Origin of the sequence: Streptomyces sp. NPDC050388 (assembly GCF_040655635.1) — a bacterium.
Taxonomy (GTDB): domain Bacteria; phylum Actinomycetota; class Actinomycetes; order Streptomycetales; family Streptomycetaceae; genus Streptomyces.
Window position 1 is genome coordinate 13,969 of record NZ_JBFAKH010000019.1, and the last position, 13,183, is coordinate 27,151.

The 13,183-nt window shown below is 71.0% G+C and carries 10 protein-coding genes; 2 read left to right on the forward strand and 8 right to left on the reverse strand.

Going from position 1 to position 13,183, the window contains the following annotated elements; translation table 11 throughout:
- Window positions 1-9 precede the first annotated feature (9 nt).
- From AB0I73_RS13440 to AB0I73_RS13475, 8 genes are all read right to left on the reverse strand, one after another.
- Window positions 10-1,236 carry a Gfo/Idh/MocA family oxidoreductase gene (locus tag AB0I73_RS13440; RefSeq protein WP_363036807.1) on the reverse strand — a complete coding sequence of 409 codons (1,227 nt, stop codon included), beginning with the start codon at window positions 1,234-1,236 and terminating at the stop codon, window positions 10-12.
- Between the two features lie 80 nt (window positions 1,237-1,316).
- Window positions 1,317-2,366, reverse strand: coding sequence for a substrate-binding domain-containing protein (locus AB0I73_RS13445; RefSeq protein ID WP_363036809.1), 1,050 nt, complete (start codon window positions 2,364-2,366; stop codon window positions 1,317-1,319).
- 17 nt (window positions 2,367-2,383) lie between these two features.
- The gene (locus AB0I73_RS13450) at window positions 2,384-3,403 is read right to left on the reverse strand and encodes an ABC transporter permease (RefSeq protein WP_363036811.1); all 1,020 of its coding nucleotides are present in this window, start codon (window positions 3,401-3,403) and stop codon (window positions 2,384-2,386) included.
- Window positions 3,400-4,917 carry a sugar ABC transporter ATP-binding protein gene (locus AB0I73_RS13455; protein ID WP_363036813.1) on the reverse strand — a complete coding sequence of 506 codons (1,518 nt, stop codon included), beginning with the start codon at window positions 4,915-4,917 and terminating at the stop codon, window positions 3,400-3,402. Before AB0I73_RS13455 ends, AB0I73_RS13450 begins: the two co-directional genes overlap by 4 nt.
- Window positions 4,918-5,099: 182 nt before the next feature.
- A complete protein-coding gene (locus AB0I73_RS13460; RefSeq protein WP_363036815.1) occupies window positions 5,100-6,281 on the reverse strand; it encodes an ROK family protein in 1,182 nt (393 codons plus the stop codon).
- A gap of 280 nt (window positions 6,282-6,561) precedes the next feature.
- Window positions 6,562-7,239 (reverse strand): GntR family transcriptional regulator, encoded by a 678-nt coding sequence (locus AB0I73_RS13465; protein ID WP_363036817.1) that lies wholly within the window; start codon window positions 7,237-7,239, stop codon window positions 6,562-6,564.
- A 147-nt stretch (window positions 7,240-7,386) separates the two neighbouring features.
- A complete protein-coding gene (locus tag AB0I73_RS13470; RefSeq protein WP_363036819.1) occupies window positions 7,387-8,334 on the reverse strand; it encodes a beta-ketoacyl-ACP synthase III in 948 nt (315 codons plus the stop codon).
- A 342-nt stretch (window positions 8,335-8,676) separates the two neighbouring features.
- On the reverse strand, window positions 8,677-9,876 hold the full coding sequence (locus AB0I73_RS13475; protein ID WP_363036821.1) for an RNA-guided endonuclease TnpB family protein: 1,200 nt from the start codon (window positions 9,874-9,876) through the stop codon (window positions 8,677-8,679).
- A gap of 393 nt (window positions 9,877-10,269) precedes the next feature.
- Here AB0I73_RS13475 and AB0I73_RS13480 point away from each other — a divergent pair, with 393 nt between their 5' ends.
- The gene (locus AB0I73_RS13480; protein ID WP_363036823.1) at window positions 10,270-11,241 is read left to right on the forward strand and encodes a 2-dehydropantoate 2-reductase; all 972 of its coding nucleotides are present in this window, start codon (window positions 10,270-10,272) and stop codon (window positions 11,239-11,241) included.
- Entirely contained in the window at window positions 11,238-13,175 is a 1,938-nt protein-coding gene (locus AB0I73_RS13485; RefSeq protein ID WP_363036825.1) for a molybdopterin-dependent oxidoreductase, read from the forward strand. The genes AB0I73_RS13480 and AB0I73_RS13485 overlap by 4 nt, the downstream gene beginning before the upstream one ends.
- Window positions 13,176-13,183 lie beyond the last annotated feature (8 nt).

Sequence of the window (13,183 nt, forward strand, 5' to 3'; positions counted from 1 at the left end):
CCGTCCTCCTCAGGCGGCGATCGGCGTGTAGAGGGAGTTCTTCTCGGCGCTCTCCTCCACGGCCGCGAGCACGCGTTGCACCTGCAGCCCGTCGGCGAAGGAGGGTTCGGGTGTGCGGCCGTCGGCGACCGCGTGGACCAGGTCGCGGGCCTGGTGCACGAAGGTGTGCTCGTAGCCGAGGCCGTGGCCCGGCGGCCACCAGGCGTCCAGGTAGGGGTGGTCGGGTTCGGTGACGAGGATGCGGCGGAACCCCGCGTGCGCGCCGGGCTCGGTGCCGTCGTGGTAGGAGAGCTCGTTGAGCCGTTCCAGGTCGAAGGCCAACGAGCCGCGTTCGCCGTTGAGTTCGATGCGCAGGGCGTTCTTCCGGCCGGTGGCGTACCGGGTGGCCTCGAAGGAGGCGAGGGCGCCGGAGGCGAAGCGGCCGGTGAACAGGGCGGCGTCGTCGACGGTGACCTGGCCGGTGCCGGTAGCCCCGACGGCATCGACGGCGGCCAGTCCGCTGGTGGGCCCGGTGGGCAGCGGCCGCCGGCGGACGAACGTCTCGGTGAGCGCGGAGACACCCGCCAGCGGCTCCCCCGCCAGGTACTGCGCCAGGTCGACGATGTGCGCGCCGAGGTCGCCGAGCGAGCCGGAGCCGGCCTGTTCCCGGCGCAGCCGCCAGGTCAGCGGGAACGCGGGGTCCACCAGCCAGTCCTGCAGGTACGCCACCCGTACGTGCCGCAGGGTGCCGATGCGGCCCTCGGCCACCATCCACCGGGCCAGCGCGGTCGCGGGTATCCGGCGGTAGTTGAAGCCGACCATCGCCAACCGGCCCTGCCCCTGGGCCTCTTCGGCGGCACGGACCATCGCCTCGGCCTCGGACACGGTGTTGGCGAGGGGCTTCTCGCACAGCACGTGCTTGCCCGCGGCGAGGGCGGCCACCGCGATCTCGGCGTGGCTGTCGCCCGGGGTGCAGATGTCGACGAGGTCGACGTCGTCCCGTTCGACCAGGGCACGCCAGTCGGTCTCGGTGTCCGCCCAGCCGTGGCGGTCGGCCGCCGCGCGCACCGCGGTGGCGTCCCGGCCGCAGAGCACGGCCAGCTCGGGGCTCAGCGGCAGGTCGAAGACGCGGCCCGCGGTGCGCCAGCCCTGGGAGTGGGCGGCGCCCATGAAGGCGTAGCCGACCATGCCGACGCGCAGGGGTGGCTTCCCCGTTTCTGCGCCGTCTGCCCCATCTGACTGCTGCGGCTGTGCCATACGGTTGTCCTCCTCGTCGTCGTGGCGGGCGGGGGTGGGCCCCGCCCGGTGGGCCGGTCAGACCCGTGGGGCGGGGCTCCTCACTTGAAGCCGGTGGACATGTACCGGTCGACGTTCTCCTTGTCGACCACGGCCGAGTAGCAGGTCAGCGAGGTGGGGATCTCGAACTCGGCGAGGCCGCCGACGCCCTTGCCCTGGCCGAGGGCGCGGGCCAGGTCGATCGCGGAGGCGGCCATCGACGGCGGGTACAGCACCGTCGCCTTCAGGACGCCGTTGTCCGCCTTGATGGCCTCGAAGGCGGAGAGCGCGCCCGCGCCGCCGACCATCAGGAAGTCGTCGCGCCCGGCCTGCTCGACGGCGCGCAGCGCACCCACGCCCTGGTCGTCGTCGTGGTTCCACAGGGCGTCGAACTTCGACTGTGCCTGGAGGAGTTGGGCCATCTTGGCCTGACCCGACTCGACGGTGAACTCGGCGGCCTGACGGGCCACCTTCTTGATGTTGGGGTAGTTCTTCAGTGCGTCGTCGAAGCCCTGGGTGCGCTGCTTGGTGAGCTCCAGGTTGTCCAGGCCGGCCAGTTCGACGACCCGGGCGTTCGGGGTGTCCTTGAGCTTCTCGCCGATGTAGTGCCCGGCGTTCAGGCCCATCCCGTAGTTGTCGCCGCCGATCCAGCAGCGGTAGGCCTGCGGGGTGTTGAAGATGCGGTCGAGGTTGACGACGGGGATGCCGGCCCGCATCGCCTTCAGCCCGACCTGGGTGAGCGCCTTGCCGTCGGCGGGCAGCACCACCAGGACGTCGACCTTCTTGTTGATGAGGGTCTCGATCTGGCCGATCTGCTGGGCGGTGTCGTTGGAGCCCTCGGTGGTCTCCATGGTGACGTCGGAGTACTTCTCGGCGCGCTTCTTGGCCTGGTCGTTGATGGCGTTGAGCCAGCCGTGGTCGGCCTGCGGTCCGGCGAAGCCGATGGTGACCGGCTTGCCGGGCTTGTCGTCGGCGGCCGGCTGGTCGCCCGCGGCCGGCTTCGCGTCGCTCGGTTCGTTGCTGGTGCAGCCGGTGACGAGGACACCGGCGGACACGGCGGCGGCTGAGAAGAGCAGCCCTCTGCGGCTCGTGGAAGGCGTCGGCTCTGGCATGGCGGTGAACCCTTTCGTCAGGTCGTGCTCGCGGTACGGCGCTGGACCAGCACGGCGGCGACGATGATCGCGCCCTTGGCGATCTGCTGGACGTCGCTCTGCAGGTTGTTCAGGGCGAAGATGTTGGTGATCGTGGTGAAGATCAGGACGCCCAGCACGGAGCCGACGATGGTGCCGCGGCCTCCGGTGAGCAGGGTGCCGCCGATGATCGCGGCGGCGATGGCGTCGAGTTCGTAGAGGTTGCCGTTGGTGTTCTGGCCGGAGCCGGCCAGGACGATCAGCAGGAAGGCGGCGATGCCGCAGCACAGCCCGGACAACAGGTAGAGGTACAGCCGCTGGCGCCGGACGTCGATGCCGGCGAGCCGGGCCGCCTCCGGGTTGCCTCCGACGGCGACGGTGCGGCGCCCGAAGGTGGTCCGGTTGAGCACCAGCCAGCCGATGACGGTGACCGCCGCGAACACCAGGACCAGGGGCGGGATGCCGAGGACGTAGGAGTCGCGTTCACCGAGGTCGAGGACCCCGTCGACGGTGACGACCTGGGTCCGCCCGTCGGTGATCAGCAGGGCCAGGCCGCGGGCCGAGGCGAGCATGGCGAGCGTCGCGATGAACGGGACCATCCCGCCGTAGGCGATGAGCACCCCGTTGACCAGGCCGCAGCCCAGTCCGACGAGGACGGCGGTGAACAGGATGCCGGCGAAGCCGAACTCCTGGGTGGCGACGGTGGTCGCCCACACCGAGGACAGGGCGACGATCGCGCCGACCGACAGGTCGATGCCGCCGGAGGTGATGACGAAGGTCATGCCGACGGTGACGACGCCGATGACGGAGGCCAGGGTGAGGACGAGTTGGAGGTTGCGGGTGTCCAGGAACTCGTCGGGTCTGGTGATGCCGCCGATGAGGACGAGGGCGGCGAGCACGCCGATCAGCGACAGCGTACGGGCGTCGGCGCGGAACAACACGGCGCGCCGGGCGGGCGTTTCGCCGGTGGCCGGCACCTTGTCGGTGCTGTCCCGCGGCGGGGAGACGGGCTGCGTCATGACGCCGGACTTCCTTCCATGACCAGGTCGAGTACACGGTGTTCGTCGAGTTCCCGGGCGGGTGCCGTGTGGACGACGTCGCCTTCCCGGAGCACCAGGACGCGGTCGGCGAGGCCGAGCACCTCGGGCACCTCGCTGGAGACGAGCAGCACGGCGAGGCCTTCGTCCGCCAGGCGGCGGACGACCGCGTACAGTTCGGCGCGGGCGCCGACGTCGACGCCGCGGGTGGGTTCGTCCAGCAGCAGCACCCGGCAGCCGCGCAGCAGCCAGCGGGCGAGCACGGCCTTCTGCTGGTTGCCGCCGGACAGGGTGCGCACCGGCACGTCCGGGTTGTCCGGCCGGAGCGACAGCTCACGGGTGGCGGCGCGGGCGGCGCCCAGTTCCGCACCCCGGTCGATCCAACCGGCGCGGGAGAAGCGGGACATGGCGGAGACCGACACATTGCGGGTGACGGACTCCAGCATGAGCAGGGCCTGCGCCTTGCGTTCCTCGGGGGCGAGCCCGATCCCGGCGCGCACGGCGGCGCGGACGCTGCCCGGCCGCAGCGGGCGTCCGTCGACCAGGACACGGCCGGTGTCCGGTTTGCGGGCCCCGTAGACGGTCTCCAGGATCTCGGAGCGCCCGGAGCCGACCAGACCGGCGAGCCCGACGATCTCCCCGGGGCGCAGCTGGAGGTCGAGGGGGGCGAACTCGCCCTTGCGGGACAGCCCTTCGACGGTCAGCACCGGTTCGCCGGTCGGCGGGGAGGCGGGCCGCCGGGGGAAGACGTACTCGACGTCGCGGCCGGTCATCAGGGAGACCACCTCACGGGTCGGGGTGGACTTCGCGGGCAGCCCGCCCGCGACGGCCCGGCCGTCCTTCAGCACGGTCACCCGGTCCCCGACGCGCCGGATCTCCTCGAGGCGGTGCGAGATGTAGACGACGGCGACTCCGTCGGCGGTCAGATCGGCGACGATGCGGAAGAGGTTCTCGACCTCGTCCGGGTCGAGCGCCGCCGACGGCTCGTCCATCACGATGAGGCGCACGTCGTGCGAGAGCGCCCGCGCCATCGAGACGATCTGCTGCTGTGCCGCCGACAACTCCCCCACCAGCCGGGTCGGTTCGATCTCCGGGTGTCCGAGGCGGGCCAGCAGCCGGCTCGTCGCCTCCCTGGACGTTCTCGGGCGGACCACGAACCCGGCGGTCGTCGGCTCCTGGCCGAGGTGGACGTTCTCGGCGACCGTCATGTGTTCCACCAGGTCGAGTTCCTGGTAGATGGTGGCGATACCGAGGCGCATGGCGGCGATCGGCGAGCGCAGGGTGACCGCTTCCCCGCGCCAGTGGATCGTGCCCGTGTCGGGTTGGTGGGCGCCGGCCAGCACCTTGATCAGGGTGGACTTGCCGGCGCCGTTCTGGCCGAGCAGGCAGTGCACCTCGCCGGCCTGGACGTCGAGGTCGACGCCGTCCAGGGCCCGGACGCCGGGGAACGACTTGGTGATGCCGGACATGCTGAGCAGCGGTGGTTCGGGTGCCATGCGGATTCCCCTCGGCGGGCGTGCGGGCCGGTGTCAGGGCGCGGTCGGGCCAACGTTGTCAGAGCAGGGGTGGAGCGGCGGAGCCGTACGTGGTGCCGGTGCGCTGTTCCGTGCGGTGAGAACGGTTCGAACGGCGTGAACGGTGAGAGCGGTGCGAACGGTGCGGTGGAGCCGTGGGCTGCTTACGCGGGTGAGAACAGGTGGTCGCTGATGAGCCGGGCCGCGCCGATGACTCCGGCGGTGGGGCCCAGCTCCCCGAGGACGATGGGCAGGTTGCCGGTCGCCAGGGGCAGCGACTGGCGGTAGACCTGGGTGCGGATGGCGGCGAGCAGGGTGTGGCCGAGACCTGTCACCCCGCCGCCGATCACCACCAGGCCGGGGTTGAAGAAACTGACCAGGCCGGCGATGACCTGGCCGGTGCGGTTGCCGCCCTCGCGGATCAGCTCGAGGGCGGTGGCGTCCCCCGCGGCGGCCGCGGCGGCGACGTCGACGGCGCTGAGCGTGCCGTTCGTCTCCAGGCGGCTCGCGAGTTCGGCGGAGAGCCGCTGTTCGGCGGCCTCCGTGGCGTCCCGGGCGAGGGCCGAGCCGCTGAAGTGGGCCTCCAGACAGCCCCGGTTGCCGCAGGCGCACGGGCGGCCGTCGGGTACGGCCTGGATGTGCCCGATGTCGCCGGCGCTGCCCGTCGTACCGCGGTAGACCTTACCGCCGACGACGATGCCGCAGCCGATACCGGTACCGATCTTGACGCAGAGGAAGTCGCCGACGGTGCGGGCGACGCCTGCGTGCTGCTCCCCCATGGCCATCAGGTTCACGTCGTTGTCGACCATGACCGGGCAGCCGAGTTCCTGGCTGAGCGCCTCCCGCACGGGGAAACCGTCCCAGCCGGGCATGATCGGCGGTGCCACCGGGATGCCCTCGGGGAAGCGGACCGGGCCCGGGACGCCGATACCGGCGCCGTCGAACCCCTCGGCGAGCCCGGTGGCCTTCAACTTCGCGGCCATGGCCAGGACTTGTTCGAACACCACGACCGGTCCGTCACGGACGTCGATGGGCTGGTTGAGGTGCCCGAGGATCTCCAGTTCGGCGTTGGTGACGGCGACGTCGACCGAGGTCGCGCCGATGTCCACGCCGAGAAGGCGCAGATGCGGGTTGAGGCGGATGTTGTGGGAGCGCCGGCCGCCGCGCGAGGCGGCGAGTCCGTCGGCCACGACGAGTTCCGTCTCCAGCAGCCGGTCCACCTCCACGGCCAGCTTCGACCGGGAGAGGTCGACCTGGTCGCCCAACTGGGCACGGGAGTTGGGGCCACCGTCGCGCAACAGCCGGAGCAGTCGGGCCTGATGCGCGTTCGCGGGTCGTGCGGTCATACGTCTCACGAACCCCTCCCCGCCTCGATCGGCCTGTGCGCGCCGGATTCCGGCCACGTGCGTGGCGTGCTTTCGGAGGGAACGTAGCAGCGGCTGCCGGAGGTGGGAAGAAGTCGCGCAGGAATTGGCCCCTACTTTTTCCACTCACAGGACAAAGGGGCCCGCGCGGAGTTACGCGGACCCCTTCCCGCGGTCGGGTCATCGCGCCCCGGAGGTGCGGTCAGGACTTCCAGGGCTTCACCGTCGGCAGGACGCCGGTGCCGTCAGGGGGGCGGTGCCGTCAGGGCTTCGCCTGCGCGAGGTAGGAACGCCGGGTGTGCTCGGTGTGTTCGCGCATGAGCCGCTCGGCCAGCTGCTCGTCGCGGTCGGCGACGGCGGCGATCAGGTCACGGTGCTCGGCCCAGGACTGCCCTCCGCGCTGCCGGGCGACGGGAGCGTGGTACCAGCGCACGCGGCGGCCGACCTGGGCGGCGAGTTCGGCGAGGACTGCGTTGCCGGCCAGGTCCATGATCTTGGCGTGGAAGCGGGCGTTGAGGACGACGGCGGCGTCCACGTCGTCGGAGGCCACGGCTTCCAGGCCCAGCGCCAGGATCTCCTCCAGGGCCTCGATGCCCGCGCTGTCGGCGTTGAGCGCGGCGAGCCTGGCGGCCTCGGCCTCCAGCAGCGTGCGCACGGTGAGGAGTTGGTCGGCCTCCTGCTCCGTCGGCTCGTGCACGAACGCACCCTGCGCGGGGCGCAGGTCGACCCAGCCCTCGGTGTTCAGCCGCTGCAGTGCCTCGCGCACCGGCTGCCGGGAGACCCCGAGGTGACCGGCGAGTTCGCTCTCGACCAGATGCTGGCCGGGCTGGAGGGCGCGCGTGGTGATGAGCTCGAGCAGTGCCTCGTAGACCCGGTCCCGCAGCGGTCCCGGTCGTTCGAGCTTGGGCACCGCCCCCTGGGGCAGTCCGGTCGACAGCATCGCGGTCCCCCTCCTCGGCAGCCCTCGACCGGCCGCACGGCCGGTCGTTCGGCGCCGCCAGTAGTGATTGTCTTTCGTCTACAGTCTACGGCGCCCACATACCAGGGAGAGGGGGAGTCGATCGCGTCACACCCGTACGAGGGATCTTCAGGGGCAGCGGACGACCTGCCCCGCGTACGACAGGTTCCCGCCGAAGCCGAAGAGCAGGACCGGGTCGCCGGACGAGACCGCGCCCCGCTCGATGAGCTTGGCGAAGGCGAGCGGGATGCTCGCGGCCGACGTGTTGCCCGACTCGGTGACGTCGCGGGCGACGACGGCGTTGACGGCGCCGATCTTGAGTGCGAGGGGTTCGATGATCCGCAGGTTGGCCTGGTGCAGCACCACCCCGGCGAGTTCCTCCGGCGCCAGTCCGGCCTTCTCACAGGCCTGGCGGGCGATGGCCGGCAGCTTCGTGGTCGCCCAGCGGTACACGCTCTGTCCCTCCTGCGCGAACCGCGGCGGCGTCCCCTCGATCCGCACCGCGTTGCCCATCTCCGGCACCGAGCCCCACAGCACGGGCCCGATCCCGGGCCTCTCGGAGGTCTCGGCCGCCTCGACGACCACGGCCCCCGCCCCGTCGCCGACGAGCACGCAGGTGGAGCGGTCGGTCCAGTCCGCCACCTCGGACATCTTGTCGGCGCCGATGACCAGCACGCGGCTCGCGGCGCCGGCCCGCACGGCGTGGTCGGCGGTGGCCAGCGCATGGGTGAACCCGGCGCACACCACGTTGACGTCCATCGCGGCGGGCCCGGGGATGCCGAGGCGGGCGGCGACCCGGGCCGCCATGTTGGGCGAGCGGTCGATCGCGGTGGACGTGGCGACCAGCACCAGGTCGATCTCCGTGGGGGTGCGGCCGGCCGCCGCCAGCGCCTTGGCCGCGGCGTGGGCGGCCAGTTCGTCGACGGGCTCCTCGGGACCCGCGATGTGACGGGTGCGGATGCCGACCCGGCTCGTGATCCACTCGTCGCTGGTGTCGACCATGCCCGCCAGTTCCTCGTTGGTGAGCACCCGGGCGGGCTGGTAGTGGCCGACGGCGGCGATGCGCGAGCCGATCATGGGTGGATCCCCCTCGTGTTGCGGTTGCGGGATCCACCAGTCTGGTCAGTGACCGACGGGTACACCGGCAAGTGATGCGACAGGAATCGGGCGCCGGGCTTGTCGGCTTCGGTCAGGCCCGCGGACGTCCGGACACGCGTCCCGATGTGCCCGGACACCGCCCGTCATCCGGTGAACAGTTGTGTGGCCTTCCGTACGAGTTCGTACAGCCCGTAGGCGAGCGGCGCCCCCACCCACAGCCAGGCGAAGGCGATCAGTCCGCGGCGGGCGGGGCCGGCTCCGCCCGCGAGGGCGCGACGGGAGGACTCTTGGCTTCCTCCTCCTCGTGTACGAGGGGGATTCCTACGGCTCGCGCCGTGGGGTTTTCTGCTTCGCCGCCGACCGCCCGCCCGGAGAACTCCGTTGAGGTCTTACACCGGCTCCACAGACAGACACGGCCAGCCCGGCCGCCAGAAGGTTCTCCGCCGCGTTCACGTCCCGGTCGTGGGTCGTGCCGCAGCCGTCGCACGTCCAGGTACGGACGTGCAGCGGCACCCTCTCTCGCAGGGTGCCGCAGGCGGAGCACAGCCTGGAGGAGGGGAAGAAGCGGTCGACCGCGATCACTTCCCGCCCGTACCAGGCCGCCTTGTACTCCAGCATGGAGCGGAACTCGCTCCAGCCCGCGTCCGAAATGGCTCGGGCGAGCGCGTGGTTCCTGACCAGGTTGCGCACGGTCAGGTCCTCGATCACGATCGTTTGGTTCTCACGAACGAGCCGAGTGGTCAGCTTGTGCAGGTTGTCCCGCCTGCGGTCGGTGATCCGGGCGTAGATCTTCGCGACCCTGATCCGGGCTTTGCGCCGGTTGGCTCCGTCGCCCCTGGCCTTCTTCGCGAGGTTCCGCTGGGCGCGGGCGAGCCGGGTGCGGTCGCGGCGCTCGTGCTTGGGGTTGGCGATCTTCTCGCCGGTGGACAGGGTCAGCAGGTGATCCAGACCGACGTCGACGCCGACCGCCGTATCGGCGGCGGGCAGCGGTTGCACGGTGGGGTCCTCGCACAGCAGCGACACGAACCAGCGCCCGGCCGCGTCCTGCGACACGGTCACCATGGAGGGCGTCGTCCCCTCGGGGAGTGGACGGGACCACACGATGTCCAGCGGCCCGGCCATCTTCGCCAGCGTCAGCTTCCCCTCGCGGAAGCGGAAACCGCTGGTGGTGTACTCGGCGGACTTGCGGGACTTCTTCCGGCTCTTGAAGCGGGGGTACTTGGATCGCTTGGCGAAGAAGTGGGTGAACGCGTTCTGCAGGTGCCGAAGCGTCTGCTGCAACGGCACGGAGGACACGTCGTTCAGGAATGCCAGTTCCTCGGTCTTCTTCCACGCGGTCAGCATCGCCGAGGTGGCGTTGTAGTTGACCCGTTCCTGTCGCGCCCACGCCTCGGTACGGGCGGCGAGGGCCATGTTGTAGACCTTGCGGACGCAGCCGAACGTGCGCGACAGCTCCGCCGCCTGCGCCTCGGTCGGATGGAAGCGGTACTTGAAGGCCCGCTTCACGCGCGTCTCGGTCATGCTCACAAACTAGCTTCACTGCGACTTAAGGCACAACCTGCGGGTCAGCGCACCGGGGTCCACCCTGGGGGCGAACCCCAGCTCCTTGCCCCGCTCCGCGGGGATCCGTTTCTCTCCGCCCTTCAGGAGGGAGCAGCCACGGAGGAACCTGATGAAACCCGGACGGTAGGCAGAGCCCGGGTGGTTGAAAACCCGTCGGGTCGACGGTATGCGGTGAGCGGTATGCAGTCTGCGACGAACGGTCGGATCGCCCGGTGCCCGAAAGGCCGGGCGTGCGCGAACCCTTGCTGAGCCAACCTCCATACTGTAGACAATATTTCGTCGACATAAGTCGAATTCGACCGTCGACCTCCACCTCCGCGGTACTCCCTCGACCGAACGGAGCGTTCCCCAGTGAAAGTGGCAGTTCTCGGCGCCGGGGCCATCGGCGCCTACGTCGGCGCCGCGCTCCATCGCGCGGGTGCCGATGTGCACCTCGTCGCCCGTGGACCGCATCTGGCGGCCATGAGGCAGCACGGCGTGCGGGTGCTCAGCCCACGCGGCGACTTCACGGCGCGCCCCCACGCGACCGACGACCCGGCCGAGATCGGCCCGGTCGACTACGTCTTCCTCGGCCTCAAGGCCAACGCGTACGCGGCGTGCGGGCCGCTGATCGCACCCCTGCTGCACGACACCACGGCGGTCGTGGCCGCCCAGAACGGCATTCCCTGGTGGTACTTCCACCGGCACGGCGGCCCCCACGACGGCCACCGCGTGGAAAGCGTGGACCCCGGCGGCGCGGTCAGTGCGGTGCTCGCGCCCCGGCGGGCGGTCGGCTGTGTCGTCTACGCGGCCACCGAGCTCGAAGGGCCCGGCGTCGTACGGCACTTGGAGGGCACCCGGTTCTCGATCGGGGAGCCCGACCGCAGTGTCTCCGCGCGCTGCCTCGCGTTCAGCGGGGCGATGGTGGACGGCGGGCTGAAGTGCCCGGTGGAGCCCGAACTGCGCGGCGACATCTGGGTCAAGCTGCTCGGCAACATCTCCTTCAACCCGATCAGCGCCCTCGCCCGCGCGACCATGCGGCAGATGTGCCTGCACGGGGGTACCCGCAGGGTCATCGAGATCATGATGAACGAGACGCTCTCGGTCGCCCGCGCCCTCGGCTGCGAGGTCGGCGTCTCCGTGGAGCGCCGGCTGGCCGGCGCCGAGCGCGTCGGCGACCACCGCACGTCCACGCTCCAGGACCTGGAGCGCGGCAAACCGCTCGAACTCGACGTACTACTCGCCGCCGTCGTCGAGTTGGCGGACATCACCGGCGTGGAGGTGCCCACCCTGCGCACCGTGCACGCCATCTCGGACCTGCTCGCGCTGAGGAGCGCCGCATGAAGAGCACCAGGAAACGCGACCGGAGCCCGAAGACCTACACCAGGCTCACCCATCCCCTGGTCCGCGACTCGCGTGACGAGCCGTTCCGGCGGGCCACCTGGGACGAGGCCCTGGAGCGGGCCGCCCGGGGGATCGGCGCCGCGCGCGGCGCGTTCGGGATGTTCTCCTGTGCCCGCGCGACCAACGAGATGAACTACGTGGCGCAGAAGTTCGCCCGGGTCGTCATGGGCACCCACAACGTGGACTCCTGCAACCGCACCTGTCACGCCCCCTCCGTGGCCGGGCTGTCGGCCGCGTTCGGCTCCGGCGGCGGGACCTCGTCGTACGAGGAGATCGAGCACACCGACGTCATCGTGATGTGGGGTTCCAACGCCCGCTTCGCACACCCGATCTTCTTCCAGCACGTGCTGAAGGGCATCCACAACGGCGCCCGCATGTACGCGGTCGACCCGCGGCGGACGTCGACCGCCGAATGGGCGGAGAGCTGGCTCGGGCTGAACGTCGGCACGGACATCCCGATGGCGCACGCGATCGGCCGCGAGATCATCCACGCCGGCCTGGTCAACGAGGCGTTCGTCCGGGGGGCGACCACCGGCTTCGAGGAGTACCGGGCGCTCGTCGAGCCGTGGACGCTGTCCCTCGCCGAGAAGGTGACCGGCGTACCGGCCGCCGCGATAAGGGAGTTGGCGCACGCCTACGCCCGCGCCGAGCGCGCCCAGCTGTGCTGGACCCTCGGCATCACCGAGCACCACAACGGCACCGACAACGTCCGCGCCCTGGTCAACCTCTCGTTGCTCACCGGCCACGTCGGCCGCTACGGCGCCGGTCTGCAGCCGCTGCGCGGCCAGAACAACGTGCAGGGCGGCGGCGACATGGGGGCGATCCCCAACCGGTTGCCCGGCTTCCAGGACATCCTCGACCCCGCGATCCGGCTGAAGTTCGAGTCCGCCTGGGGCACCGTCCTCCCACCGCGCTACGGGATGACGCTCACGGAGATGTTCGAGGCCATGGACGACGGTTCGCTGCGGGCCGTCTACTGCATCGGGGAGAACCCGGCGCAGTCCGAGGCGGACGCCGATCAGGCGGTACGGCGGCTGAGCGGGCTGGACTTCCTGGTGGTGCAGGACATCTTCCTGACGAAGACCGCCGAACTCGCGGACGTCGTCCTGCCGGCCACCGCGGGGTGGGCGGAGACCGACGGCACCACCACCAACAGCGAGCGCAGGGTGCAGCGCGTCCGCCGGGCGGTGACGCCGCCCGGTGAGGCACGCGAGGACATCGACATCATCTGCGACCTCGCCACCCGCCTCGGTCACGACTGGAAGTACGCCGACGCCGAGGCCGTCTGGGACGAGCTCCGGTCCGTCTCCCCCGACCACCACGGCATGACCTACGGGCGGCTGGACGAGCACCAGGGCATCCAGTGGCCGTGCCCGAGCACCGACGCGCTCGAACCGCCCTATCTGCACGGCAGGTTGTGGGACCCGGACCCGGATCGGCGGGGCAGGCCCGCGCCGTTCGGGATCGTGCAGCACGACCCGCCGGTCGACCTCACCGACGAGGAGTACCCGATCCGGCTCACCACCGGACGCCGACTCGACTCGTACAACACCGGTGTGCAGAGCGGCGGTTACTCCTCGCCCCTGCGGCGCGGCGAGGCCGTCGAGCTGTGCCCGGAGGACGCCGAGCGCTACGGCGTGGTGGTCGGCGAGCAGGTACGGGTGACGTCCCGGCGCGGGTCGGTGCTGGCACCGGTGTGGGTGGACACCGCACTGCGGCCGGGGCTCGCCTTCATGAGCTTCCACTTCCCCGACGAGGTGGACACCAACGTGCTGACCATCGAGGCCAACTGTCCCATCGCCGGGACCGCGGAGTTCAAGGCCTCGGCGATCCGGATCGAGAAGCTCCCGGCTCCCAGCCCCGTGATCCAGTGATCCAGTGA